The following is a 24,550-nucleotide window of genomic DNA, read 5'->3' as shown; positions in this document are numbered from 1 at the left end:
GGCACCAAATGGATCTGATCATCATCTTGTACTTCGCGTACGCGATGTACAAAGCGAGCCTGACCGCCGCCGTCAACAGCTACGGCCTGGCACGCGGCCGCGACGTCACGGTCGGCGGCGGCGACCGGGCACGCACCTACTCCGGCGCCGGCCGGACACTCGGCACCGTCCTCGGCGTCCTGTGGCAGTCCCTCGTCGAGGGCTGGCACTCCGGGCGGCCCTGGGCACGCGAACAGGCCGAGGAGTTCCGTGCCCGGCGCGCCGCGAAGCGCGCCGTACCGACTCCCGACACCCGCACCATCCCACCGCCGGACACCCACGATCTGGATGAGAACGGGATCGACCCGCAGGACGTGGTGGACGACGACGAGGACGACGAGGACGACGGCGTGTGGCGCTGCGCCCGCTGCGGCGCCGAGCTGGACGAGAACTCATCCGTCCGCTACGTCGACGGCGGGGCGGTCTGCGGCGTCCATTTCGACACCCACTGCGCGGCCTGCGGCCACAGCCCGCGAGACGGCGACCCGCTGGTACTCGACGGCGGGGCATGGGTCCACCGCTCCCACGTCAAGACCGGCGTAGCCGTCGACCTCGACGACGCCGAGTGGATCCACCTTGACCCAGTCGTTCACGTCGACGGCTACGGCACCGCGACCGGTCACACCCCCCGGCGCTCGTTCGCGGCCTGGACCACCACCACAAGGGGCGCGAACGTCGTCGCCGTCGACTGGGCCGTCGATGACCGGGGCGCCGTGCGGACCCAGACCGGCCGCGTGGACCGCGTCGGGTGGGAGCAGATGCCGCCCGCCGACCGCGACCTGTGGGACCGGACGGTCGCCGCCAACCGCCACGGCGACCCGGCCGAGATCGACCGGGTCACCCGCCGGATCGCCGAGCTGGTGAACGACCACCTCGGTATCGACGCCGCCGGCAACCCGACGACCCCCACCAACTCCTCGCCCCCCTCGGCTGCGCTGCCCGAGCAGTCGGCGGCCACCGACTCGGCCACCGCCGGCGCCCCGCCGCGCCTGGCGCTGGTACCGGCGGACCCGGCTGGCGGCTGGGCGTCGGTCCGCACCCACCGCCCCGACGGCGGGGCGTGACCCGACCTGGAGGCGCCGGACCCAGCCGGCACCCACGACCCCCGGACGAGACGAACGGAGACGCACCCCCCGGGGGGCGCACCGCACACACTCGAACCCGCACGAGAAGGAGCACCACCATGAACACCACCGCAACAGAGATCGTCGACCTGCAAGGCACGAAGGACTACCTGTCCGGCCTGCGCGGCAACATCGACCAGACCGTCACCGGCGAGCTGGAGACGGTACTGGCCGGGCTGGCCAACGCCGGCCTGACCGACCCGGCCGTCCTCGGCCCGATCGCCACCCTCCGCGAACTGCTGTCCAGCGCCCGCGACGGCGCCGACGCGGCACTGGCCGCACTCGACGGCGGCCACTCGGCCGTCGCCGAGACCGTGGCCGCGGTCGACGCCGCGAACGACACCGAGTTCTACCGCCAGCACTGATCCCCCACCAGCACTGATCCCTGGCCGTGCCCGTGCGGCCCGCACACCCCATTCCCGGGTGCGCGGGCCGCACGCAGACCACCCGGCACCCACCACACCACGACACGACAGGAGGCTTCCCGTGGCCCGCACCGACACCACCCGGCCGCACCACGCCGGCACCGGCCGCGACCCCGGCGACCTGCTGGCCCGGGCCGCCGCCATCAGCGACACCGCCACCGCCACCGGCCTGCTCGCCGCCGCCACCGAAACCCGCCGGCACGCCCGGGAACAGGCCGCCGAGGACGCCGCCACCGCCCGTGCCCGCACCGACCCACTGGTCCAAAAACTGCTGGCGAAAGCCGAACAGGCGGCCGCCGACGGCCGCGACCAGGACGCCGCCCGGCTGCTCGCCGCCGCCCACCAGGCACTCGACCGCCACCCGGGCCGGGTGCTACGGATCCACGGACAGATCATCCCAATCATCGTGATCGGCGTGCTGTGGGCAGGCGCGGCCGCCGCACACCTGACCCCCGGCTCCGGCCCGGGGCTGGCCGAACTGTCCCTGACCGTAGCGGTGGCCTGCTGGTGGGCACACGGCCGGCGAGAACCAGCCGGCCGCCGCCAGCGCCGCCGGTACACGACCCTCATCGCCCTCGCCGGGTCGGGCTGGCTGTGGTGGGCCGCCGCCACCGGAGCCGGCGGCTGGCGGGCCGTCGTGCTGTGGGCCGGCGGCTACACGCTGACCGCCCCGCACTGGGCCCGCCGGCACATCCCCGACCCGCCCGCCCACAGCGCACCCGAACCCGAACCCGACGCGGCACCGCCGCCGGTCGTCGTCGACCGCCGGCCCCGCACCGTCGCCCTATGGGACGCCCGAGTGAGCTGCCCCGGCGGCGTCGCCCCCGGCGCGACGCTCACCGACTGGAACCTGACCCCGGCCGGCCAGGTGATGGAGACCTACACCGTGCTCATCCCACCCGGCGAGATGACCCGCACCGAACTACAAGCCAAGGCCACGAAAATCGCCAGCGCGCTGGAACTCGGCCTCGACGAATGCCAGGTCGACGTCCACCCCGACCGCCGGGAACACCTCGCCCGGCTCCTCGTCCTGGACCGATCCGACGCCGCCGCCGACATGACCTACCCCGGCGTGGCCGCCGCCTTCGAACTGCTCCACGGGGAAGCCACCGCCTACACCGGCCGCTACGCCGACGGGGAACTCCTGCCCTGGCGGGTCTTCAGCGACGACTGGGGCGCGTTCAGCGGCCTGGTCCTCGGCGGCACCGGCAGCGGCAAATCCCGGATGATCGAACTGCTCGCTCTGACACTGATCGAGAGCGGCCTGGTCGAGATCTGGATGATCGACCCGCAGTTCGGGACATCCCTCCCCGTCCTGACCGACTACGCCCCCTGGGCGGCCACCGACCCCACCGAGATCAGTCTGATGATGCAGGCCGTCGACACCCTCGGCCGGTACCGGCAGCTCGAGAACCGCCGCCACAAGCGCTCCGTGCACCCCATCACCCCGCACGCACCGATGCTGCTCCTGATCATCGACGAGTGCCACGAGGTCCTGCCGGACAAGAACCACCCCCACACGAAAATCATCGAACGGCTGGCAGCGATGTACCGCAAATGCGGCCTCGGTGTCCTGCTCGCCAGCCAGATGACCGAACTCGGCGTCTTCGGCGGCAGCGACAAGATCCGCAGCAATGTGCTACGCGGCAACGCATTCGTGATGATGATCCTGTCGAAGATCGGCCCGCAGCTGCTCGCCGGACTACGCGGCAACCCCGCTGAACTCACCCTGCCCGGCCAGGGCTTCCGCATCCCCGCCACCCGAGACGTCCCCGCCCGGTCCTGGAAACCCCTCGACCTGGGCTCCGACATGAAAACCCAGCCCGCCCTACGCGCCGCCTACGACGCACTCGGCCCGAGCCCGCTGCGGTCCCGGCTGGAACCCGGCGCCATCCAGGCGCTCGGCGCCACGTTCACCGACCGGCACTCCCGCCAATCCGCACTCGACACCGACCTCTTCATCCCGTCAACCGAACTATGGACCCCACCCGGGACACCACCGCCCACCAACCGGGAACCCGCTACCCGGACCACACCCACCGGCACCACCCTGACCGCCGCCCCCTGGACGACCGTCGTCCCGCTCGCCGCCCGTGACACCCACCAGACGGGTTCCGCCGAGGCCGGCGGCTACCCGTCGCTGGCCACCCACGCCGGCCAGCAGATCTACGCCCTCATCGGCGACGGCGTCGGCGGCACAGGCGACATCCGTGAGAAGTCCGGCTACTCGAAAGCCCGCGTCCACGAGGTGCTCAACGCCCTGGCGGCCGACGGCCTGATCAGGCAGCCCCGCCACGGCCAGTGGGAACCCACCGCCCGCGCCGCCTGACCCCGACGACAGGAGCCGCCAGGCATGACCACAGCCGGAGCCACGCCAGACGGGTGGGCGTCCGCCCGCACCGTTCCCCGAACCGCGAGAAAGAGCCCCGACAGGAGACCCATGACCACCGCAGACCCAGCACCCCCCGCGACCACCGAGGACGTCATCGCCTGGCTCCGGGCCGAAGCCGACCGCCACCCGCAGGATGCCGCTCGGTTCACCCAGGCAGCCTCGTGGAACTGGTTCGCGGGCGAGGCGGCCGCGTTCTGCCCAGGTCATGAACGCGCACTTCCCGGCGGCCACGCCGAGCGCCAGGACGTTCTCAGGCGCCTCCTGACCGGCGACGGGCGGGTGGCGGCCGACGCCCGAGGCCGTCGAGTGGCCGATCGGCCTGCCCGAGGGCTGGACGCTGCCCGGATAACCGCGCTCGGCTGGGCGCCGGACGACCTGCCCGAACGGCTCACCGCCGGCCACGCCGTCGTGATCTGCCTACCCGCCCGCGGCGTGGCATGGCCCGGCTGGCTACACGACCTCGCCAACCGGGGTGCCCAGTGAACGGGGGAACGTCGGTGCTGGACCGGCTGGTAGACGACGCCCGGCGCCACCTCGCAGACCTCCTGCTGCGGCGAATCACCGCACGGGTACGGACGTGGTGGCCGCAGGCGGCGGCGCTGCGGCTGACCGCCGACGACTATCGGCTGGAAGTCACCGCGGTCCTCGACACCACCGGCACGCCGCTGCCCGCCGGCAGTCGGAACCCGGTGGACGAGGACACCCCGCCGTGGTCCGAAGCCGCGGTGGACGTCCTGACCAAGGACATCGGCGAGGACCTGCGGTGCTACGACACAGTCCGGCTCGACCATCCGGCGGACGCAGGCGTGCTGCCACTCACCGACAGGATCCGCCGGTGAGCACACGCAGTGGCATTGTGAAGCCGCCGTTCGCCTACTACGGCGGGAAGACAACGCTGGCCGAACGGATCGTGGCCCTGTTCGGCCCGCACGGCCACTACGTCGAACCGTTCGCCGGCAGCCTCGCGGTCCTGCTCGCCAAACCGGCGTCGCGGATGGAGACGGTCAACGACCTCGACCACGACCTGATGACGTTCTGGCGGGTGCTGCGCGACCGGCCGGACGCCCTCGCCCGTGCATGCGCGCTGACCCCGCACTCCCGGGCCGAGCTCGCCGCCTGCCACACCCCAGCCCACGACGAGATCGAGCAGGCCCGCCGGGTCTGGGTCCGTATCGCCCAGACCCGCACCGGCACCCTGCGGCGCACCGGCTGGCGGCACTATGTCGACCCGTCCGGATCCTCCGCGTCCATGCCCGGCTACCTCGCCGCCTATGTGGAACGGATGGCCGCCGTCGCCGAACGACTCGCCGCCGTCTCGCTGGAATGCCGCCCCGCCCTGGAAGTGATCGACGCCTACGGCCGGCACCCCAATGTGCTGCTCTACGCCGACCCGCCCTATCTCGGCTCCACCCGGGCCCGCAACTACCGGCACGAGATGACCAGCGAGAACGAGCACCGCGAACTCGCCGACGCGCTGCGTGCGGCCCAGGCCACGGTCGTGTTGTCCGGCTACGACAGCCCGCTCTACCAGAAGCTCTACGCCGACTGGACCCGCATCACCATCCCCACCACCACCGGCCAAACCCACACCCGCCGGGCACGCGTCGAAGTGCTGTGGCTCAACCAGCCCCCGCCCACCGGCGACCTGCTCTCCGTGCTGGACGGAGCCAGCGCATGACCCCGCCCACACCCGGCACCCGGTCGCCGCTGAAAGCGTTCGCCGCCGCCTACGAGCTCCTCGGCGCCGGCCACGTCCGTACCGACCGCACCCAGCAGTGCGTGCGCTGCCCCGCCCACGACGATCACCGGGCGTCGCTGTCTGTCGGGGTCACCCTCCACCAACCCTCAACCAGCCGCCCCCGCCACCGACCTGCTGTCCACGCTGGACGGAGCCACCGCATGACCCCACACCCACCAGGCGGTCTCCTCGCCGCCGCGCTGGACGCCGCCGCCCGCGGCTGGCACGTCTTCCCGCTGCGGCCCGGCGACAAACGCCCGGCGTTCCCCGACCGCATCCGCCGGGCGTGGAGGGACATCGCCTACGCCCACCAGACCGGAACTCCTGTCGTCTACCTCAGCGCTCGTGCTGGCTGAACCGGCATGGCCATCGAAGCCCCCGAGGTCACCGCAGCGACTCACCCGGTTGGCGGCCGGGTGAGCGCCGCTCTCGCGTACACCCGGCGCGGCTGGCCGGTGTTCCCGCTGTGGTGGCCGAACGGCGGCCGGTGCGCCTGCGGTAAACCCGACTGCGACCGGCCGGCGAAGCACCCGATCGGGCGAGCCGCACCCCGCGGGCTGCATGACGCCAGCCTCGACCCGGAGACGATCCGGTCGTGGTGGTCCCGCTGGCCGCAGGCCAACATCGGTTTGCCGACCGGTGTGCACTTCGACGTGATCGATGTCGATGGGCCGGAAGGGCTCGCGGGACTCGCGGGCATGGACCGTGCCGGCTACCGCCCGAACATCCTCGGGATCGCCGAAACGGGCCGTGAGATCGGCTGGCACCTGTTCGTGCCCGTCTCCGGGGACACCAACAAGACCCGGTTCCTCCCCGGACTCGACTACCGGGGGAAATCCGGCTATGTCGTGGCTCCGCCGTCCGTGCACATCTCCGGCCGCCGGTACAGCTGGTGTCGGGTGGAGGCGACCCGATGACCATCATCCCGCCGTGGGTGCCGCTGGACCAACGGCCACAACCCGACGAGCGGCCAACCACCCGGGGGGTTTCCCGAAAGGGAGATGCCGTCGACGTCCGGCGGCTGCAAACGTCCAACGGGGGCAGACGGGAACGGTGGGCGCTGGCCGCCCTGCACGGCGAGTGCGCCGACATCGCCGCGATGCCCCCGGACAGCGGCCGGAACCATGCGCTCAACGGTGCCGCGTACAAGTTGGGCCGTCTCGTTGCTGGGGGCCTGCTGGATGAGCAGGACGTCCACGGCGCGCTCGTCCACGCCGGCGTCACGGCGGGCCTGTCCGAAACCGAAGCGTCCCGGACGGTCATGTCCGGACTGGCGGCGGGGATGCGGTCACCGCGGACCACAGGCGGTGCCGGATGAGTGCCGAGACGGTGGAGCCGGCCACCCTGCCCCCCGTCGAGCTTGATCTCACCGCCGTCGTCGCCACGCTGACGGGACAGGTCGACGAGTTGGCCCGCGCCAAAACAGCCCGCGAACACGCTTACCTCCTCGGCCGCCACGGCGCCGACGAGCTCACCGTCGCCGAACACCGCGACACCCTCACCGCGGACAAACTCCTCAGCAGGACCAGCTTCGACAAAGCGCACAAAGCCGGGGTGACCGACACCCGGGACGCAGCGAAGGGCACCAGCGCCGCTCGCCCGGGACCGGCGGCCGACCGGCCCCACGGCAAACCGCATATCGAGGCGGGCGGGGCACCCGACGGCATCCGGAACCTGACCGCCGCCGTTGACGACGGGCTGTTCGACGACCTGTACGTCACCAACGGCGAGATCGTCCACGTCGGCCCGGTCTCCGGGGACACCGCCATCGGCACCGACGACCCCCTGCCGCTGGCCGCCACGCCACTGACCCCGGCCCGGTTCGCCGCCGCCCTCGCCCACCAGGCCTATGTCTACCGGACCGCCCGCGGGCCGAACGGCACCACCTGGGAAGAGGAATGCGTCCCGGCGGAAAGAGTCCTGGCCGCCGTCCTGTCCGCCCGGCACTGGCCGGGGGTCCGAACACTGCGCGGGATCGTCGGCTCCCCCGTCCTGCGACCCGACGGCACCCTGCTCCAAACCCCCGGCTACGACCCGGCGACCGGCTTGCACTACGCCCCGAAAGTCACCCTACGACCCGTCCCCGAACGACCCTCCCGCGCCGAGGTCGTCACCGCGAAACAGTTCGTCGAACGGGTCCTGCACGACTTCCCCTGGGTGGCGCCGGCCGACAAGGCGAACTATCTCGGCCTCCTCGTCTCACCGATCCTGCGGCCCCACACCCGCGCGCTCACCCCCTTCGGCCTCGTCACCGCGACCACGCAGGCATCCGGGAAGACCCTGCTCACCGACATCGCCGGAGCGCTGCACGGCAAACGCCAACAGCCGTGGCCCGAAACCGACGACGAACTCCGCAAAGTCGTCACCTCGGTACTCGCGAACCCCGAAGCCGTGATCGTCTTCGACAACGTCGAAGAGGGCACGCAGGTCAAATCCCCGATCCTCGCCGGGCTCCTCACGGCCACCGAATGGTCCGACCGGCTACTCGGCTCGTCCAAGACCGCCAAACGCGCCAACGACCGGATGTGGCTCGCGACCGGTAACAACGTGCGCCTCGGCGGGGACATGGCCACACGCACCGCCGTGGTCCGACTCGACCCGAACATGCCCAACCCCGACCAGCGAACCGGGTTCGCGATCCCCGACCTGGAAACATGGCTTGCCGCACCGGCAAACCGCCGGGAGCTGATGTGGAACGTCCTCGTCCTCGTCGCCGACTGGGTCGCCGCCGGCGCTCCCCGCTCCAGCCACGTGATGCGCCAGTTCACCCCCTGGGCGCAGGCCGCCGGCGGTTTCGTCACCCACCACGGCCTGCCCGGCTTCCTCGACAACACCACCGACGTCCGCGACATGGACGACCAGGCCGCCATGTGGCAGGCGTTCCTCGCCCGGTGGGAACAGAAGTTCGGCACCCAGGCACTCACCTCCGCCACGGCCCGGGCCAGCCTCGACCGCGAACCCGACGGCACCGACCCGTGGGAAGGAACCGTCCCCGACACGTTGATGAGCGGCCGCCACCTGCCCTCCGCCGTCGAACTCGGCCGACGGCTCGGCGGCCACGTCGGCCGCTGGTACGGCCCGTACGTCCTCCGGCGCGCGACAGCGGACAGTCACAGCAAGGTCCAGCGGTGGAAGGTCGAGAAACGGGACGACAACACATGATCATGGGAAAGATTCTCGAACCGTTCCACACTGCCAGACGACCGGCAACAACCCCCCGCAACCCCCCGCAACCGACTGGAAAGCTTTGTGCCGCAACGGTTTTCAGTGCGGGGGGTTGGCCCTGCATACCCCCCGCAGTGCGGGGGGTAACCCCCCGCAGATCGCCGATCTTGCGGGGGGTTGTGCGGCACTGCGGGGGGTTCCCGGGCCAACCCCCCGCACCAGTCTCCGCAGGTAGCAGACGGTTTTTCGGCCTCTGCGGGGGGTTGCGGGGGGTGTTTCGCCTCGTTCGCGCACCGCCCACCGAAAAACAGAAGAAAAACGCCACCGCATGCGGCTACGCACAGTAACGCACAACGGGGCGGCGGAGGGTGGTTGGCCTTCTCGCCCCGAGACCGAGGAGAAACCTTGATGAAGCTCGACATCCGTTACAGCGGTTCTCTGGTCGGGGTGGCCCGGTGAAGGTCACCACGGAGAAGCGATGTGGGTGCCGCTCAGAATTGGGCAAGCAGCTTGGCCTTGCATGCCCCAAGCTCAAGCAGCGTGGCCACGGCAAGTGGTCGTTCCGGCTGCGAGTGCCCGACGAACTCGTCCCTCTGGTCGGCAAACAGTGGCTGCGTGGCTCGGGGTACGCAACGTCAAAAGCGGCGGAGGACGACGGCCTCGAGCAGTTGGCAAAGGTTCGCGCTGGGCAGCGCTCGATCGGCGGCCTGACCGTCGACACCTATTTGACGGACCTGTGGCTACCGGGGAAGCGCAGGCTCCGGCCGACGACCCTGAGTCGGTACGAGCAATACATCCGACTCCATATCCGCCCCTACATCGGCATAATGCCGCTGGCCGCATTGCGGTCCGACCACCTCGCCGCCGCTTACCAACGCATCGAGGAGTCCAACGCGACCCGCGCCCGGCCGGTAGGTCCAGCGACGATCGCCGACGTGCACGCCATGCTCAAGACGGCACTCACCGATGCCGTCCACCAGCGGATGATCCCGTTCAATCCGGCTGACGGCGTCGAGCTGCCGGAGTACGCCCGGCAAGAGGTCGAGCCCTGGGAGGCCGACGAGGTCGGGGCGTTCCTGGATGAGGCCGCGAGCGACCGCCTGGCCGCGATGTACGAGCTGATCGCGTTACACGGGGTTCGACGCGGCGAGGCGTGCGGGGCGAGCTGGCCGGGATTGGCCGTCGACAGGTCGGTTCTAAGGATCACGCAGCAGATCGTGAAGCGCGACACCGAGTACGGCGTGTGGCCGCCCAAGACGCGTAGCGGCAAGCGCCTGGTCGATCTCGACGCGACGACGCTCGGGTCGCTGTTGGCCCACAAGCTGCGCCAGGACAACGAACGAGATGTCGTCGGTCCGGGCTGGGACAATGGCACGTTGCCCGACGAGCACGGGCACCCGGTGAAGCTGTCCGGGTTGATGTTCACCCGGCCGGACGGCCGGTACCTCGACCCGCAGTTCGTCACCAGGCGGATGCAGCAGATCGCGCGGCGCGTGGGCCTGTGCACCACGATCCGCGAGGCGGCACCGGCGGGGGCGACAGAGGTTGTCGTGGGTGTCCGCTACCGCCCGGCCGAGGGTACGTGGACGCTCTACCGGGACCGGGAGGCGATCGGCGAGATGACCGTGATCGGGGTGACCGGGATGCGAGGCTCGCGGGCGCTGCTGCACCTGGCCGAGCCGTTGCCGGTCGACCTCGGGGTGGGTGACGATCTCGGCGAGCGGCTGCTGTCACGCCGGCGGCTTCATGATCTTCGCCATTCGTCCGCGAGCATCCAGCTCGCCGAAGGAGTCGACATCGCCCTCGTGTCCAAGCGCCTCGGTCACTCGTCGCCCGCGATCACGGGAAGCCTCTACGTCCACCTGCTGAGGTCGTCCGGCCAGCGCGCGGCCGAGGTCGTCGCGGCTGCCGTCCCGCGCAGACGTGCCCACAACGTGCCCACAACGACCGCCGAGACGAGTAAGGCCCCGACCGGGGCTGACGTTCCTCCTGGCCAGAGCCTTGATCGAGAGTTGTGACAACAGTAACCAAGGGCGGAGGCTCCGGGATTTGAACCCGGGAGGGGGCGTTACCCCCAACCGCATTAGCAGTGCGGCGCCATAGACCGGACTAGGCGAAGCCTCCAACGTGCGTTCTGAGTATAGCCACCACGTCTGCCGCGATCTTGTTGGCATCCTCCCACTATTGTGAGCTGTGTCACGCACACTACGTGGATCATCGGTGGTGCCGTCTCCCAGCAACCATCTGGCACGGGCCCGGCGTGTGGGAGCAGGCCGTACCCACGGCAGGTCCGACCTTCAGGGCTCGGACGGTACCCGTAGCGCATCCAGGACCGTGCTCGCCACCTCCTCGCGCCGGGTCCGGCCGGTCACCGTGCCGCCGCCGGTCTCCCGGACGTAGAACGCGTTCACCACGTCGAGGCCGAGCGTGGCAACGATCGCGGTATGGACGTTCAGCCCGGCGTCCGACAGCGCGCGGACCATCCGGAACAACACGCCGGCACGATCGGGGGCGCGGACCTCGACCACGGTGAGGGACGCGGAGTCGTCAAAGATCACCTGGGGTGGTGCGGGTGTGGACCAGCGTCGCACCCCGGCATATGCCTGTTCTCGGCCGGCGATCCTCGCCTCCACGTCCAGTGTTCCGTCAAGGGCCCGCCGCAGGTCACCGCGTAGCTTCGCTGGGCTGGGCGCTTCGCCGGGCATCCTCGCCGACCCGGCCGTGGTCGCCACTGCCGCCTGCAGCAGGGCGCGTCCACCCGCGCTTCGGGCGGACGCGCGACGCACGTCCAGGCGGCCCAGGGCGAGCACCCCGGTGGTGGCGGCGAGTAGCCCGGGCCGGTCGGGCGCCACCACGACGATCTCGAACATCCCGTCGTCCGGGAGCGGGTTGACCTCCACCACGTAGTCGTCCGTGCAGTCGTCGGGGAGCGCGAGCAGCGTCCGCTGCCGGTCGCTGAGCGCGGGCGGACTCGGTACCTGTTCGCCACGGTAGATCGCCAGCGCACGTGTCACCAGATCGCCGATCAGTCGGCTCTTCCATGGGCTCCAGGCCGTCGGGCCGGTGGCGCGCGAGTCGGCCTCAGTCAGGGCATGCAGCAGGCTGAGTACCCGCGGGCTGCCTGCGGCGCGCGCGACCGCCTCGATGGTCGCGGGGTCGTCGATGTCCCTGCGGGTCGCGGAGTCGGGAAGCAGCAGGTGGTAGCGCACCATCGTGACCAGGACATCGGCGTCCTCGGGGGGCAGGCCCAGCCGAGGGGCGAGATCACCCACGACCCGGACGCCAGCGTCGGTGTGGTCGCCGGGCCAGCCCTTGCCGATGTCGTGCAGCAGAGCGCCGAGCAGCAGCAGATCGGGCCGGTCCACGGTACGGGTTGACGCCGCCGCCCCCGCGGCGGTCTCCATCAGGTGCCGGTCGACGGTGAAACGGTGATACGGGTTGCGCTGCGGCTTGCTGCGTACCCGGCTCCACTCGGGGATCAGCCGGACGAGCAGTCCGACCTGGTCAAGGCATTCCAGGGCACCGACCGCGGGTGTTCCGGTCGCCAGCAGGGTCACGAGTGCGTCGCGCGCCGCGGCCGGCCATGGCGCAGGCATCGGTAGGGCTTCCCGGGCGAGCCGGTCGAGTGCGAACCGCCCGATGGGAATGTCGGCCCGCGCGGCCGCGGCGGCAACTCGCAGCACCAGGGTCGGGTCGCGGGTGGGGTCGGCCTCCCGGGCGAGCTGCACCTCACCGTTCTGCTCGACCACACCGTCGTCGAGATGACGGCGGACCGGACGGCCGCGGCGCCACCGCGAGGACGACCGCAAACCGGAGGCGACGCGGTACCAGGTGACGTCCCAGGTCCAGGAGATCGTGCGGCCCGCGTCCGCGGTGGCGTGGGCGAGGGTGAGCGAGTCGGGATAGCCCAGGGCGGCGGCGATGGTGTCCTGGTCCTGTAGGAGAAGCCGGTCGTGGGCCCGGCCGCGGGCGAGCCTGCGCACCTCACCGCGGGCGTCGAGGAGCATCCGGTAGGCGGCGAGCACCCGCTCGGAGGGCATTTCGGCGACCCAGGCGGCGGCCAACGCGGTCAGGGCGTGGACGTCCCGCAGCCCGCCGCGGGCCTCCTTCAGATCCGGTTCGAGCAGGAAGGCGACATCGCCGTGGCGCCGGGCCCGCTCGGCAACCATGTCCGCGAGTTCGGGTAGCCGGCGGGGTGCTCCGGCACGCCAGCGGGTCCGGACGCGGTCGCGCAGGGATGCCGCGAGGGTTTGATCACCGGCGATCAGGCGGGCATCCAGTAGACCCAGAGCGACCTTGAGGTCATTTTCCGCAACGGTGACGGCCTCCTCGATGGTGCGAACGCTGTGATCGAGGCCGACGCCGACGTCCCAGAGCGGGTACCAGAGTTCGTCGGCGACCCGGGCGATGTCGTCCCGGTGGCCGTTGTGGACGAGCACGAGGTCGAGGTCGCTGCCGAAGGCGGGTTCGCCGCGCCCGTAGCCGCCGACCGCGATGAGGGCAATGCCGGCGCCCGGGTCGCCGAACAGATCGAGCAGCGCACTGTCGGCCACTTCCACCAGGGCGTGACGCAAGGCCGGTCCGACGGTTCCGTTGAACTCGTCGGACCGGCCCAGCAGTGTTGCGAGTCGGTTCGTCACCGCTGCATGCGCAGGGTCGTCACCGAGGCCGTTCGCAGGGTGGTCGCCATTGCAGGCGCAAGGTCTACAGCGCGTCCGATCCACGTTCGCCGGTGCGGACCCGTACGACCGTGTCGACCGGTACCACCCAGATCTTGCCATCGCCGATCTTGCCGGTCTGTGCGGATGTGGCGATGGCGGTCACCAGATCCTCGACGGCTTCGTCATCCACGACGACCTCAATCTTGATCTTCGGGACGAAGTCGACCTTGTACTCCGCCCCCCGGTAGACCTCGGTGTGGCCTTTCTGCCGGCCGAAGCCCTGGACTTCGGAGACGGTCAGGCCGTGCACCCCAAGGGTTTCCAGCGCGGCCTTCACGTCCTCCACCTTGAACGGTTTGATGACCGCGGTCACGAGTTTCACGATTTTGACTCCTCAGCGATTTTGGCCGCGGACAGGGACGCCGCCGAGCCGCCGCCGAGCGAGACGAACTCGTAGGCGGACTCGTCGTGCAGCACGGTGTCCATACCTTCCTGCTCCTCGTCCGGTGTCAGCTTCATCTTGTAGACGAGGTTGAGCAGGAAGGCGAGGACGTAGGACACCGCGAACGAGTAGGCGACCACCGCAACGACGGCGAGCGCCTGCTTGCCGAGCAGGCTGGCGCCACCGCCGTAGAAGATGCCATCCCCGTGGCTGCTGAGAGTCGTGTTGTCGTAGGTGTCCCTGGTGCCGAAGAAACCGATCAGGAGAGCGCCGAGAACACCGCCGACGAGATGGACGGCGCCGACGTCGAGCGAGTCGTCGATGCCGACCTTGCCCTTGATGGCGGTGGCCAGGGCACACACGGAGCCGGCGATCAGTCCGATGAAGATCGAGCCGAGGGGGGAGACGAAACCACAGGCGGGAGTGATGGCGACGAGGCCGGCGACCGCGCCGGAGGCGGCGCCGAGTGCGGTGGCCTTGCCGTCCCGGATCCTCTCCACGATCAGCCAGCCCAGCAGCGCCGCGGCGGTCGCCGTGTTGGTGTTGATGAACGCGTAGCCGGAGCGGGTGTCCGCGGCGAGCTCGGATCCGGCGTTGAAGCCGAACCATCCGAACCACAGCAGACCGGTACCGAGAAGCACGAACGGGACGTTGTGGGGCCGGAAGTCGCCACCGGGCCAGCCGCGCCGCTTACCCAGGACGAGTGCGACGGCGAGAGCGGCGGCACCGGCGTTGGCGTGCACGACCGTTCCACCCGCGAAGTCCTCGGCGCCGCGCTTGGCGAGCCAGCCGCTGGGCGCGAACACCCAGTGCGCCACCGGGGCGTAGACGAGGATCGCCCATACCGTGACGAAGACGATGAACGGCCCGAACTTCCACCGGTCCGCGGTGGCGCCGGTGATCAGTGCTGGCGTGATGATGGCGAACATGAGCTGGAAGGAGACGAACACGATCGGAGGGATTGTCGCGCCCAGTCCGCCTGGTACCGCTTCGGTCATGTGCTGGAGACCGACGAAGTGGAAGCCGCCGATGATCTGGTTGGCGTCACCGAAAGCGATGCTGTAGGTCAGCAGCACCCACACCACGCTTACGATTCCCATGCAGAAGAAGTTCTGCATGAGCATGCCGAGGACATTCTTCGACCGGACCATGCCACCGTAGAAGAACGCCAGACCGGGGGTCATGAGTAGCACCAGCGCCGACGCGGCCAGAATCCATGCGGTGTTGCCGGCCGAGAGCGCGCCTGCGATGCCCGCTTGTATCTCCTGTGGGTTCATATCTCTCCTGTCGGTCGCCCCGCGCGCCTGCGCGGCCTATGCTCGCCCCGGTTCGAGGCCACATCCGCCGTCCCGGATCCTTCGGCCGAAGAGTCGATTGGATCTGTTGCGAATTGGTAGCTTTATCGTTTCTGATGTGTGAAATCGCCGAATTGGGTAGCCCATGGTCTGATCGGGTAGCTATGTGTCGCACATGGCATGACTCTTTGTGTCGACCGGCGCGTTTGCGTGATGCTACCGCCGCCAGGAGTTACCGTGCCTCTCTGTGTGTGACACCTCGGACGTCGAATGTAATTATACCGGTTATGGGGATTCATATGCTTTTGTGCGATCCCGTGGACGGCCACCCGATCTTCTGAGACCCCGACGCCGCGCTCTCGCGGGGACTCCGGTTGCCGTCGGTCTGCTCGGTGCAATCACCGGTGGGATCATGCTTGTACCGGCCGCAGCACTTCCAGCCCGGGCCGACGACGACATGAACAAGATCGTCGGCGACGTGGCCGGTGCTCAGGAGCGCCTGACCGAACTGGCCGGCTCGACCGAGGCCGCGACCGAGGCGTTCAACGCCGGGCGGCTACGTCTCGCCACCGCCGAGGAGGCCGCGTCGGCTGCCGCGGACAGTGTCCAGCGCGCTGACACCGCTGTCCGGGCCGCCGTGGACAAGCGCCGCGCCCTGGGATCGATCGCCTATCAGTCCGGTGGCCTTGAACAGCTGTCGGTGTTGCTGTCCGGTGATCCCGGCACCGCGTTGGACCGGGCAGGCGCAATGGATGCGCTCGCCCGGCGCGGGCAGACGGCCGAGGTGGCGTTGCGGTCGGCTCGTCACGACCTCACCGATGCCCGTGCCGTCGCCGAGGCGACCCTCGACGAGCAACGCCGGCAGGTCGCATCCCTCGAGGAACAGAAGAAGCGCATCACGGCGTCCGTCGCAGCACAGCAGGTTCTGCTGGACGAACTCGTTGCGCGGCAGGCCGACCTCGTCCGTCAGGCGCAGGAACTCGAGGCCGCCGCGCGCCAGGCTCGCGAGCAGACAGCCGCCGAAGCCGCCGCCGTCCAGGCCCAACAGGCGGCGGCCGAGCAGGAGCGGCTACGCAGCCTGAGTGAGCAGACCGACCGTGCCAGCCGCGGGTTCACCGCCGCCACGATCACGGCGTCGATGCCGCCCGCGGTCAGCGGCGGAGGCGGCGCGGCCGTCGCGGTCGCCGAGGCCCGCGCACAACTCGGCAAGCCGTATGTGTGGGCCGCGGCCGGCCCGGACACCTTCGACTGCTCGGGGCTCACCCAGTGGGTGTGGGCGAAGGCGGGAGTCGCCCTGTCCCACTTCACCGGTGCCCAGTGGAACGAGGGACGCCGAATCTCCAGGGACGAGCTGATACCGGGGGACCTGGTCTTCTTCGGTGCGGACCTGCACCATGTCGGGATCTACATCGGCGATGGGGAGATGATCGATGCGCCGCGTACGGGAACCGTGATCCGTATTGAACCGGTCTGGTGGACGACGTACGTGGGAGCGGTCCGGCCCGGTGGGTGAACCCCGTCTCCGGACGAGGCGGGATGGCCCGGCAGGGGAGCCGGGGGGTCAGGCCGCGTTCGCGGTGGAACGTTCGACGTAGACGAGTCCCGCTCCCCGACGAGGGATCTCGATGGCGGTAGCAGCCTTCCCCGCTGTCTGCTCCGGCGAGGTGATCTCGATGACGTCACCGTGTCCACGGACGGCGAGCGTGGCACCTGGTACGACGCCACCGTCGCGGAGCTGGCGCATGGCCCGTTCGTCGGTCTGTAGCCGTTCGGAGATCCAGCTGACGGTAACCGGGGTCGTCCTGGAGCCCGCGATGTCCGCGGCGGCCAGCAGGCTCAGCGGCGCGGACGGGCGCGGGCCTGCCGAACGGTCGAAGGAGCCGGTCGGGATGATATTGCCGAACGGGCATTTCTTCGGGTCACCAAGGATCTTGGTGAGCCGTGTCTCCACTTCGTCGGAGATCACGTGCTCCCACCGGCACGCCTCGTTGTGGACCAGCGCCCAGTCAAGACCGATGACCTTGGTAAGGAGAAGCTCCGCAAGGCGGTGCTTACGCATGACCGCGGTAGCCCGGGTCAGCCCCTTCTCGGTGAACTGCACGGTGCGGTCATCGGCGAGCGCGACCAGACCCTCGCTCGCCAGCCGAGAGGTGGACTCGCTGGCTGCGGGCGCGCTGACGTGGAGCCTTTCGACAAGGCGGGCACGCAACGGTGGGATGCCCTCCTCCCTCAGCTCGTAGAGGGTGCGGAGGTACATCTCGGTACTGTCGATTAGTCCAGTCACCGGGCTCCTTCGTCGAGCTTCCAGAGTACGCCCGTCAGCGGGAATCCAGGCTGGACGCAGGCCGTCGGGTGCACGTCGGACGGTCTACCGACGGGTGGGCGTGGAATCGATCGAGGGCGGGTCGAGGGCATCGGCCGACGGGTCGCCGGAGGCGTGCGGGCAGGGTGGTTCGGCGGTCTCCACAACCTTGGGGCGTCCTACACTCGGGGTATGAGCTCCACTCAGATCGTTCCGGAGACCACCCACAGTGGTACGGACGAGGGTAACGACTTCGCGCACTACGCACGCCGTGAGGAGATCGTCCGGGCGTCCATCGAAGGCGGGAGGGTGACGGCGCTCTGCGGCTACAAGTTCGAGCCGGTGCGTGATCCCCAACGGTTCCCAGTGTGCCCGAGGTGCAAGGAACTCGTCGAGATGGCCGAACAGCTCGGCTGACCGGACGGGCGACGTGCCACGGCACGGACGTCCTCGATCTTCGTGAGGACTTCGGCGTCCGTGTCGTCGCGGACGGGCTCCGGTGCCGCCTCCGGTGCCGCCTTCGTGACCGACCGGGGTCGGCGACATGCCGGGCGCACGTGAACGACGATGATGCGTAAGCTTGAGCGTCGTCAGGTACTGCCCGACGTTCGGCACCTCCTCGCGACCCACCCGCCCTTGTAGCTCAGTGGATAGAGCGACCGCCTCCTAAGCGGTAGGCCGCAGGTTCGATTCCTGCCAGGGGCACCGAACCGTACAGTGGTCGAACCTTTTCTCCCAGTTCCTGGCCGGGTGCCTCAGCTGGCAGGTAGAAGTAAGAAATTGTCAAGACCTGTAGATCAGTTCCTTGCGGCCATCCGCACGGACCCCGATCAGTGCCAGCAGGTACAGCAACGGCAACACCTCGGCGATCTTCGGGGACTTACCGCACCACGGCGGCAGGATCGCCGAGGAGGAACGCCGCCGCTCGCCGGTGACCGGGTCGACACGCTTGTCGCTGACCCGCGGTGCGGTCACCTGCACCGCGCCGGCGGCGGTCATCACCGTCCTGGGCTGGGCATGGACCGTTACGCACAACCAGCCGCCGGCCCCGCTCATCCCGCTCACCGGCCAGGGAGGCATCCACCTCCGCTTCCAACGCCGCCACGAGCATCCGGCAGGCGCCTTCCCGCACGATCTCATCGATCAGCGACGGTCTCCCCGCCGAGCCGCTCTCATCCGATCCACCGTCTTCGACCACCGTGAACACGGACCGTACCTTCCCGACCGATCCACAGGTTCCAAGCATTCCTCTCACCGGGGTGCGACTGTTCGTGACGACGCAGTGTGGACCAGCGGAGGCGACATGCGCTCAGGCCTCGGTCTGGATGGACAGTGTGACGGGCTTCGAGAACTGCGGCGGCCCGTAGGAATCAGAACACCAGACCGAGAAGCTCGACGTGCCGGCGGTCGTGGGGATTCCGCTGATCACACCGGTCTTCGCGTCAAGGCGTAGCCCCGGGGGCAGCGAGCCGGTGCGGATCTGCCAGTCCTTCAGCGGCTGGTTGTAGGGATGGGTGCCGCCGGTTGCCTTGATCGGGGTCGAGTACGGGCTCCCGATTTTGCCCTTCGGCAGCTTTTGGCTCTTGTCGACTGCCGGGCCCTCTGTGAGGGCGGCCACTATGAGCATGAGGGCCGAGGCTTCGGTCGACACGACGTCTAGCGCCGCGACGGCGCCGGCTCGCATCAGGGAACCCTTGCCTATCCCGATCCGGAGGAACTGGAACCCTCCGGGCAGCGCTGAAAGGAGGATCTGTGCCTCGGTGTAGGGGTTGGTGCCGTCGATATCGGAGGCCAGGCCGCAGAGGATCATGTAGGCGACGGACAGGGTCCCGACGGTGATTGGCCCTATGACCACTTTGCCGGTGTTCCTCAGGATCGAGGTGTCGGCATCGTCCTTCCGGTCGGCAAAGATCGCGCCGGCGGACGCCAGCACGCTCATGCAGGAGACGAGAAACGCCTGCGACCATTTCCCGCCCGCGGCGCTCCAGCTGGTGCCGGTGACCGGCGGGCAGGAGGTCACCGCGCCGAACATGAATCCGGTGAGGATTGTCGAGCCGGCCGCGACGAACGCGTCCAACCCCTTGGGGAGCGTTCCTGCGCCGACGGCAGGGACGAGGTCAGCCGCCAGATCGAAGAAACCGCCGAACAGGCCGCAAAAACCACACACGCCTTGAAGCCCCTGCATGCGTGCGTTCATCTCGGGGTCCGGGACCGTCTCGAGCTCCTGGGACGGATCATAGGCGGAGTGCCACGGCGGGGCCGGGATGGCGGGGAACCGGCCGCCAGGGAAGGGCGCTTGGTCGACGCCGTGGATGAGTTTGTATGACGTGGTGACGGCGAACCCGGCGATCAGGAAGACCAGACCGCCGAGCGTCACGTCCTCGGGATCCGCGATCTCGCTCTCGGTTTGGATCCAACGGTAGAGGGTGTTGAGCGGGCCGGCGGGCAGCGGATGGTCCAGCACGTCCGCCAGATGGTCCGCGATGACCCGCATCAGGCTCACGAACAGCTTGAACAGACTGTCCAGGGCTTGCAGGACCTTGACGGTCAGTGTTTCGAGGATGTCGATAAACGCGGGCACAGTGGTTTTGGCCGCGCCGTCGGAGTCCCGGGGGTCGACGATCGAGGTGATGATGACGTTCAGGTCGCCCAGAATTCTGGTGACCGTGTCCGTGATACCGGTCTCGGACAGCTTTTTCAGGAAGGCGTTCCAGGCCGCGAGTATTGGCGAGTCGGCGAGCGGCCCCGCGCCGTGGAGTTGCCCCGCAGGTCGGATGCGGTCAGGCCATGGCCCGAGGCGTCGGTCAGCGCCGGGACCCGGTTGCCGGCGTCACCGAGGGGACGCCCGGCATACTGGACTTTGAGCTCGTTCAAGTACCGGGTGACCTCGGCTTCCTTCGTTTGGAACCAGCCGTCGGCCACGCCCCCGAAGTGCTCGATCGTCGCGGCACCGTAGGACATGATGGTCTTCATCCCGTCGGTCAGGGCCTGCTTGGTCTCCCAGATATCCTTGAAGGCGAACAGGGATTTGAGCCAGTCGACGACCTTGCCGACCGTCTCGACGACCTGGCGGAACACCGCTTCGACGGCACGCACCGCGGTCTCCACGGTGTTGATGACGAAGTTGACCAGCCGTAGGATCTTCTCCCCGACCCAGATGAAGACCGTGGTGACCGCGCCCACGGCGACGTCGTAGACGCGGATCGCGCCGTTCTTGATCCCCTGCCAGACGTCCCCGGCCCAGTTGGCGAAGTCTTCCCAGACGCCGCCGTACTGGGGCAGCGCCTGGATAGCGTCCAGGTGCGCGGCGAGCGCCTCTGGCGTGTCGAACTCGCGGTAGACGACCGGGTGCGGCCCCTGGCCCAGATGCGCGCCGGGTGTGGGGCCGACCGCGAAGCCGTGGATGCCCGGTGCCGGGCCAGCCCCGGTGAACAGGTGCGAGACCAGCGGCTTGCCGTCCGCGAGGGCGAAGACCTGCTTGGAATGCGTCACCACGGCGTGGATCGAGTCCTCGTGCCCCGGCTCGACGATCTTAGCTTTCTTGAGCGCCTCCTCGTCGAACAACCCCTGCTGGGAGGGCAGCGTCCCGGTGCCGCCGAGGTAGTCGTGGACCGCCGCGGCGGGCTGGATGACCGCGCCGTTTCGCAGGCCGACCGCGTCGACGTGCAAGGTGGCGGGCAGCAGGCTGTCGGCGGGTGTCGCGATGGTGATCCGACCGAAAGCGTTGGTGGCCAGCGAGGCGCTGTGGCCGGGGCCGACCAGGTAGGAGGCCCCATCCACCTGGATCTCGGCGAGGGTTTCGGCGGACACCTTGACCGGGAGGAGGGGCATCGCCGTGCCGCGCCGGTCCAGGACGGTGACCGAGCTGACGTAGTGGGTCACCTTTTGCGGGTCGCCGGTGGACGGCAGCCGGACCTTGTCCCGCGACCAGCGCGCCGAGGTGATGTCCTGGGTGTAGAAGCTGACCTGCTCGTCGGGCGACGCGGTGTCCGCGAGTTTCACCAGCTGGTTCGGCAGCTCGTCCGGGAACGGGTCCAGCGCAAACGCCGCCACCTTGGGTACCAGCCCCACGCAGGAGGGCACGGTGACGGTGCCCGCGGCCGGATTCTCGACCCGCGACCGGGACCAGACGGGTATGCCTTTGGCGGCCCAGGACACCTGGTGCAGCACCTTGAGCGTGTCCGCGGCGTCGATGCCGTAGACGTGCAGCATCTGGTTGACGTCGACCCAGGAGCTCGCCGTGACGAAGCCCAGGCCGGGCGTCGTGCTGGTCACCGGGTACGGAGACGGGAAGCCGCCCTGGTAGAAGTTGACGGTAATCAGGTTCCCAGCTGTGTCGAGGTAGACACAGCCGACGTCGGGCACCGAGTAAGACCGGAAGACCCCGACGATCCGGGACACGTCGGTCGCGATCGTCTGCGGGTCCTCCGTGGCGGGGTCGTAGCGGACGAGCCTGTTTCCGATGCGCAGGTAGCACAAGGGGGAAAAGGCATTACCGCCCTTCCTGCTCGGCCGCACGCCCGCCCGGCCACCCGCCAGCTCGGACACGGGCCCCTGCGTCGTGAACGACGTACCGTAGGCGACGCAGCTGAACCAGGAAATTCCGCTCATCATCGCCGAGACCGCTACGACACGGCCGGTACTCGTGTCGATGCCGGTGATCCACGGGGTCCGCGCGTCGTAAGAGACAGAGATCTTGCTGAGACCAACGACCGGGTACCCCAGCCCGCCGGTAATCATGTCGGGCAAGCTCTGCCAGCTACAGCTCGTCACGCCGTCCTTGGTGGTGGCAACGAGCTTGAGCGCCTCGGGTGGACCGCCTTTCCCAGGAGTGTAGATCGCCCAGATCGTGAGATCGCGCGGATGGACCACCACCACGACCTCGTCGGCTTTCAGCACCCCGGTACTGTCGGTGACCAGCACCTGGAGCCAGCTGGTCTCGGTGGGTGAGCGCTGCAGGTAGGTCAGCCGGTCGTTGGTGTCGACGACGAGGGCCTCCTCCTTGCCGTCCAGGAAGGGGTTCGCGAACAGGGCGACCTTGCCGGTCAGGATGCCGGGGTTCGCACCCTGCGCCGCGGAAAGGACCTTCGCCGCGACGGCGTCCTGCATCAGCAGGCAAGACACCTGGGTGGAGCCGGGGCCGGCGAGCGCGGTGCTGGCCGGGTCGCTGAGCCCGACCTGGTGGGCGGCCCGCCGGGTGCCGGCTCGATGCTCGGAGGGTTGGTGAGTGCTGAACTGGACCACCTGTCAGGAAGGAGTGAAGCTGCTCGATGGCGCGAATGCGGATAAGTAGTAATCGCATTCTGATGCACAAAGTGAACGGCCAGGTAGCCAGCCTGAAGAATCGCGTGACCGGGGTAGAACGGGGCCTCCGTTCCATTCGGAGCCGGAGGGCTAGCCATGATCACAACGGGGCTGGGCCCGATTCGTCGACCTGACAGCCTGAGCCGGCAGCCTGAGCCGGCAGTCGGACCGGCAGTCGGACCGGCAGAGTAGGGGCGTGCTCCGAGAACCGAAGACGCTGCGCCGGGTGCGATCGACCCGATACGCGACGCCGCTGCGCGAGGGCGGTAGCCCGCCCGGGACCATGGAGGCCGACGACTTCGTTGCCCAGTTCTGGGTCGTAGGCACCAACCACGTGGCCGACGTCGAGACGTCGAAGGGCCGGATCCGGGCCGGACAAGGTGAATGAGCGGCTGGTCGCGATGGGGTTCGCGGTAATGAACGGACCACGCGCACGCCGGTCGCGGAGACGAAGGCGGGCCCGTCCATCCTCCCTCGCGGCGTCAGCCCGTGACGTCGTCATTAGCTAATCTGAACTACTTAAGCTAGACTAGGTATATGGCAGATAGCAGCGGGGTCGATCCGGTCGCCGCACGGCAACTTCGGCTCGCGGTCGGGCGACTGGCCCGCCGGATACGGCGACTGTTCGTTGATGGCGGGGAGGGTCTGGCCTTCCTCGAACTCGGCATCCTCGACCGTCTCGACCGTTCAGGGCCGACGTCGCCGGGGGCCTTGTCCGAGGGCGAGGGAGTCACGGGGCCTGCGATCGCCGAGACCCTCAGGCACCTCGAACGCCTCGGACTCGTCGAACGAACGAAGGACCCCTCGGACGGGCGCCGTGTGGTCGTCACCATCACGGACGACGGGCGCCGATCCTTGGGCGATCGTGACGCCGTGGTGCTCGAACGCATCCACGAGGTCCTACAGAGCCAGCTCAACGACACCGAACGCGCCCATCTTGTCACGACCATCCACCTCCTAGAGAAAGTGGCCGCAGAACTGTGATCACCTCCGCCTGGAAACCACTCGACTCCGATATCCGCGAATTCCTGACCGAGTTCGAGCGCCGTGGCGCGGAACCAGAATCGGACAGCGGCGAGCAGTTCGCGGATCAGTTCGTTGTCGCCGACCCCAACCGTGCGATGGTGCTCGCGCGCGAGGCGTTCGTCGCCTCGTTGCCCTATCGGCGCGGGATGTTCGAAACGGCGGGTGTCGGAAACGCTCGATGCGTCGGCGCAGCACAACTCGACCTCGATGACCGCCACGTTCTCGTCACATCGGACTGGGACGCCGACCGTGGCGATGAGGAACCTTTGCGGTTGGAGTCCACCTTCCTGCTCCGCCGAGAGGACGGCGGGCCAAGAATCCTCGCCTACCTCAACCACAGAGACATCGTTGCCGTCCTTGGCGCCCTCACCTGAGGCCGATCATCGACTCTTCGTTCCATCCCAAGCGGAGGGCTTCACATACCCTGTCTTGACGTCGGTGGCTGAGCTCTCCGCGAGTGACCACCGAACTGACCCGTTGAGTAGGGTGTCCTACGGCCCGACCAGGAGGTCTCCGGCTGCGCGGTCTGCTGGACCTGGCCTGGAATCCTCCTGCCGGCTTCACAGTGACCTGGAACGTCACCGGGACGCCGACCGAAGTCGAACCATGGTTCACGGCCGTTGACGCGCAGACAACC

At 69.1% G+C, this 24,550-nt stretch carries 22 protein-coding genes, 2 tRNA genes and 1 pseudogene; 17 read left to right on the top strand and 8 right to left on the bottom strand.

The features are described from left to right. The first annotated feature begins 8 nt into the window (after positions 1-8). From NBW77_RS10050 to NBW77_RS10000, 11 genes are all read left to right on the top strand, one after another. Positions 9-1,103 (top strand): hypothetical protein, encoded by a 1,095-nt coding sequence (locus tag NBW77_RS10050; RefSeq protein ID WP_131744619.1) that lies wholly within the window; start codon positions 9-11, stop codon positions 1,101-1,103. A gap of 119 nt (positions 1,104-1,222) precedes the next feature. Then, the gene (locus tag NBW77_RS10045; protein ID WP_131744620.1) at positions 1,223-1,528 is read left to right on the top strand and encodes a hypothetical protein; all 306 of its coding nucleotides are present in this window, start codon (positions 1,223-1,225) and stop codon (positions 1,526-1,528) included. A gap of 121 nt (positions 1,529-1,649) precedes the next feature. Then, a complete protein-coding gene (locus NBW77_RS10040) occupies positions 1,650-3,917 on the top strand; it encodes a type IV secretory system conjugative DNA transfer family protein (protein ID WP_250279621.1) in 2,268 nt (755 codons plus the stop codon). Between the two features lie 111 nt (positions 3,918-4,028). Beyond that, complete coding sequence (locus NBW77_RS10035; RefSeq protein ID WP_131748884.1) at positions 4,029-4,463, top strand: hypothetical protein; 435 nt, start codon at positions 4,029-4,031, stop codon at positions 4,461-4,463. After that, complete coding sequence (locus NBW77_RS10030; RefSeq protein WP_131748886.1) at positions 4,460-4,819, top strand: hypothetical protein; 360 nt, start codon at positions 4,460-4,462, stop codon at positions 4,817-4,819. Before NBW77_RS10035 ends, NBW77_RS10030 begins: the two co-directional genes overlap by 4 nt. Then, positions 4,816-5,658, top strand: coding sequence for a DNA adenine methylase (locus NBW77_RS10025; protein WP_217497613.1), 843 nt, complete (start codon positions 4,816-4,818; stop codon positions 5,656-5,658). Before NBW77_RS10030 ends, NBW77_RS10025 begins: the two co-directional genes overlap by 4 nt. Continuing rightward, positions 5,655-6,074, top strand: a complete 420-nt coding sequence (locus tag NBW77_RS22800) for a bifunctional DNA primase/polymerase (protein ID WP_207387190.1) — start codon at positions 5,655-5,657, stop codon at positions 6,072-6,074. The genes NBW77_RS10025 and NBW77_RS22800 overlap by 4 nt, the downstream gene beginning before the upstream one ends. A gap of 6 nt (positions 6,075-6,080) precedes the next feature. Continuing rightward, positions 6,081-6,635 carry a bifunctional DNA primase/polymerase gene (locus NBW77_RS10015; protein WP_131748888.1) on the top strand — a complete coding sequence of 185 codons (555 nt, stop codon included), beginning with the start codon at positions 6,081-6,083 and terminating at the stop codon, positions 6,633-6,635. Next, a complete protein-coding gene (locus tag NBW77_RS10010; protein WP_131748890.1) occupies positions 6,632-7,036 on the top strand; it encodes a hypothetical protein in 405 nt (134 codons plus the stop codon). Before NBW77_RS10015 ends, NBW77_RS10010 begins: the two co-directional genes overlap by 4 nt. Continuing rightward, positions 7,033-8,880 carry a hypothetical protein gene (locus NBW77_RS10005; RefSeq protein WP_250279616.1) on the top strand — a complete coding sequence of 616 codons (1,848 nt, stop codon included), beginning with the start codon at positions 7,033-7,035 and terminating at the stop codon, positions 8,878-8,880. The genes NBW77_RS10010 and NBW77_RS10005 overlap by 4 nt, the downstream gene beginning before the upstream one ends. A 500-nt stretch (positions 8,881-9,380) precedes the next feature. Next, positions 9,381-10,901: a site-specific integrase gene (locus NBW77_RS10000; protein WP_250279615.1), complete on the top strand. Its 1,521-nt coding sequence runs from the start codon at positions 9,381-9,383 to the stop codon at positions 10,899-10,901. A 16-nt stretch (positions 10,902-10,917) separates the two neighbouring features. Here NBW77_RS10000 and NBW77_RS09995 read toward each other — a convergent pair. The 4 genes from NBW77_RS09995 to NBW77_RS09980 form a co-directional block, all read right to left on the bottom strand. Next, positions 10,918-11,007 (bottom strand) — tRNA-Ser (locus NBW77_RS09995). Between the two features lie 173 nt (positions 11,008-11,180). Further along, positions 11,181-13,523, bottom strand: a complete 2,343-nt coding sequence (locus tag NBW77_RS09990) for a [protein-PII] uridylyltransferase (RefSeq protein ID WP_131748894.1) — start codon at positions 13,521-13,523, stop codon at positions 11,181-11,183. Between the two features lie 64 nt (positions 13,524-13,587). Then, positions 13,588-13,929: a P-II family nitrogen regulator gene (locus NBW77_RS09985; RefSeq protein ID WP_284346915.1), complete on the bottom strand. Its 342-nt coding sequence runs from the start codon at positions 13,927-13,929 to the stop codon at positions 13,588-13,590. After that, positions 13,923-15,263 (bottom strand): ammonium transporter, encoded by a 1,341-nt coding sequence (locus NBW77_RS09980; protein ID WP_131748898.1) that lies wholly within the window; start codon positions 15,261-15,263, stop codon positions 13,923-13,925. The genes NBW77_RS09985 and NBW77_RS09980 overlap by 7 nt, the downstream gene beginning before the upstream one ends. Positions 15,264-15,693: 430 nt before the next feature. Here NBW77_RS09980 and NBW77_RS09975 point away from each other — a divergent pair, with 430 nt between their 5' ends. Continuing rightward, a complete protein-coding gene (locus NBW77_RS09975) occupies positions 15,694-16,794 on the top strand; it encodes a C40 family peptidase (RefSeq protein WP_131748900.1) in 1,101 nt (366 codons plus the stop codon). Between the two features lie 48 nt (positions 16,795-16,842). On the opposite strand, the gene NBW77_RS09970 is transcribed toward NBW77_RS09975, so the two are convergent. Next, positions 16,843-17,565: a metal-dependent transcriptional regulator gene (locus NBW77_RS09970; RefSeq protein ID WP_250279614.1), complete on the bottom strand. Its 723-nt coding sequence runs from the start codon at positions 17,563-17,565 to the stop codon at positions 16,843-16,845. A gap of 210 nt (positions 17,566-17,775) precedes the next feature. Here NBW77_RS09970 and NBW77_RS09965 point away from each other — a divergent pair, with 210 nt between their 5' ends. Together NBW77_RS09965 and NBW77_RS09960 are read left to right on the top strand one after the other, a co-directional pair. Beyond that, on the top strand, positions 17,776-18,000 hold the full coding sequence (locus NBW77_RS09965) for a DUF3039 domain-containing protein (protein WP_131748962.1): 225 nt from the start codon (positions 17,776-17,778) through the stop codon (positions 17,998-18,000). Between the two features lie 215 nt (positions 18,001-18,215). Then, a tRNA-Arg gene (locus tag NBW77_RS09960) sits at positions 18,216-18,288 on the top strand. 126 nt (positions 18,289-18,414) lie between these two features. Here the strand turns inward: NBW77_RS09960 and NBW77_RS09955 are convergent. The 3 genes and pseudogenes from NBW77_RS09955 to NBW77_RS09945 form a co-directional block, all read right to left on the bottom strand. Further along, positions 18,415-18,790: pseudogene (locus tag NBW77_RS09955) on the bottom strand (transposase); the annotation flags it as partial. Positions 18,791-18,892: 102 nt separating this feature from the next. Further along, positions 18,893-20,164 (bottom strand): Ig domain-containing protein, encoded by a 1,272-nt coding sequence (locus NBW77_RS09950; protein WP_131748902.1) that lies wholly within the window; start codon positions 20,162-20,164, stop codon positions 18,893-18,895. A 116-nt stretch (positions 20,165-20,280) separates the two neighbouring features. After that, entirely contained in the window at positions 20,281-22,827 is a 2,547-nt protein-coding gene (locus NBW77_RS09945) for a hypothetical protein (RefSeq protein WP_131748904.1), read from the bottom strand. Positions 22,828-23,083: 256 nt separating this feature from the next. On the opposite strand from NBW77_RS09945, the gene NBW77_RS22795 reads away from it, so the two are divergent. The 3 genes from NBW77_RS22795 to NBW77_RS09930 all read left to right on the top strand — a co-directional run bounded on the left by NBW77_RS22795 (position 23,084) and on the right by NBW77_RS09930 (position 24,287). After that, complete coding sequence (locus NBW77_RS22795) at positions 23,084-23,275, top strand: hypothetical protein (protein WP_207387199.1); 192 nt, start codon at positions 23,084-23,086, stop codon at positions 23,273-23,275. Between the two features lie 149 nt (positions 23,276-23,424). Continuing rightward, positions 23,425-23,871 carry a MarR family winged helix-turn-helix transcriptional regulator gene (locus NBW77_RS09935; RefSeq protein WP_131748906.1) on the top strand — a complete coding sequence of 149 codons (447 nt, stop codon included), beginning with the start codon at positions 23,425-23,427 and terminating at the stop codon, positions 23,869-23,871. After that, positions 23,868-24,287: a hypothetical protein gene (locus tag NBW77_RS09930; RefSeq protein WP_131748908.1), complete on the top strand. Its 420-nt coding sequence runs from the start codon at positions 23,868-23,870 to the stop codon at positions 24,285-24,287. The genes NBW77_RS09935 and NBW77_RS09930 overlap by 4 nt, the downstream gene beginning before the upstream one ends. Positions 24,288-24,550 lie beyond the last annotated feature (263 nt).

It is taken from the genome of Frankia sp. Cppng1_Ct_nod (assembly GCF_920656135.1).
GTDB lineage: Bacteria > Actinomycetota > Actinomycetes > Frankiales > Frankiaceae > Protofrankia > Protofrankia meridionalis.
This window is presented reverse-complemented; position numbering and strand designations above follow the sequence as displayed.

Excerpts from the sequence above, each read along its gene's own strand:
- NBW77_RS10050 (WP_131744619.1), top strand. The coding sequence starts at position 9 with ATGGATCTGATCATCATCTTGTACTTCGCGTACGCGATGTACAAAGCG.
- NBW77_RS10045 (WP_131744620.1), top strand. The coding sequence starts at position 1,223 with ATGAACACCACCGCAACAGAGATCGTCGACCTGCAAGGCACGAAGGAC.
- NBW77_RS10035 (WP_131748884.1), top strand. The coding sequence starts at position 4,029 with ATGACCACCGCAGACCCAGCACCCCCCGCGACCACCGAGGACGTCATC.
- NBW77_RS22800 (WP_207387190.1), top strand. The coding sequence starts at position 5,655 with ATGACCCCGCCCACACCCGGCACCCGGTCGCCGCTGAAAGCGTTCGCC.
- NBW77_RS10015 (WP_131748888.1), top strand. The coding sequence starts at position 6,081 with ATGGCCATCGAAGCCCCCGAGGTCACCGCAGCGACTCACCCGGTTGGC.
- NBW77_RS10010 (WP_131748890.1), top strand. The coding sequence starts at position 6,632 with ATGACCATCATCCCGCCGTGGGTGCCGCTGGACCAACGGCCACAACCC.
- NBW77_RS10005 (WP_250279616.1), top strand. The coding sequence starts at position 7,033 with ATGAGTGCCGAGACGGTGGAGCCGGCCACCCTGCCCCCCGTCGAGCTT.
- NBW77_RS09980 (WP_131748898.1), bottom strand. The coding sequence starts at position 15,263 with ATGAACCCACAGGAGATACAAGCGGGCATCGCAGGCGCGCTCTCGGCC.
- NBW77_RS09975 (WP_131748900.1), top strand. The coding sequence starts at position 15,694 with ATGCTTGTACCGGCCGCAGCACTTCCAGCCCGGGCCGACGACGACATG.
- NBW77_RS09965 (WP_131748962.1), top strand. The coding sequence starts at position 17,776 with ATGAGCTCCACTCAGATCGTTCCGGAGACCACCCACAGTGGTACGGAC.
- NBW77_RS09935 (WP_131748906.1), top strand. The coding sequence starts at position 23,425 with ATGGCAGATAGCAGCGGGGTCGATCCGGTCGCCGCACGGCAACTTCGG.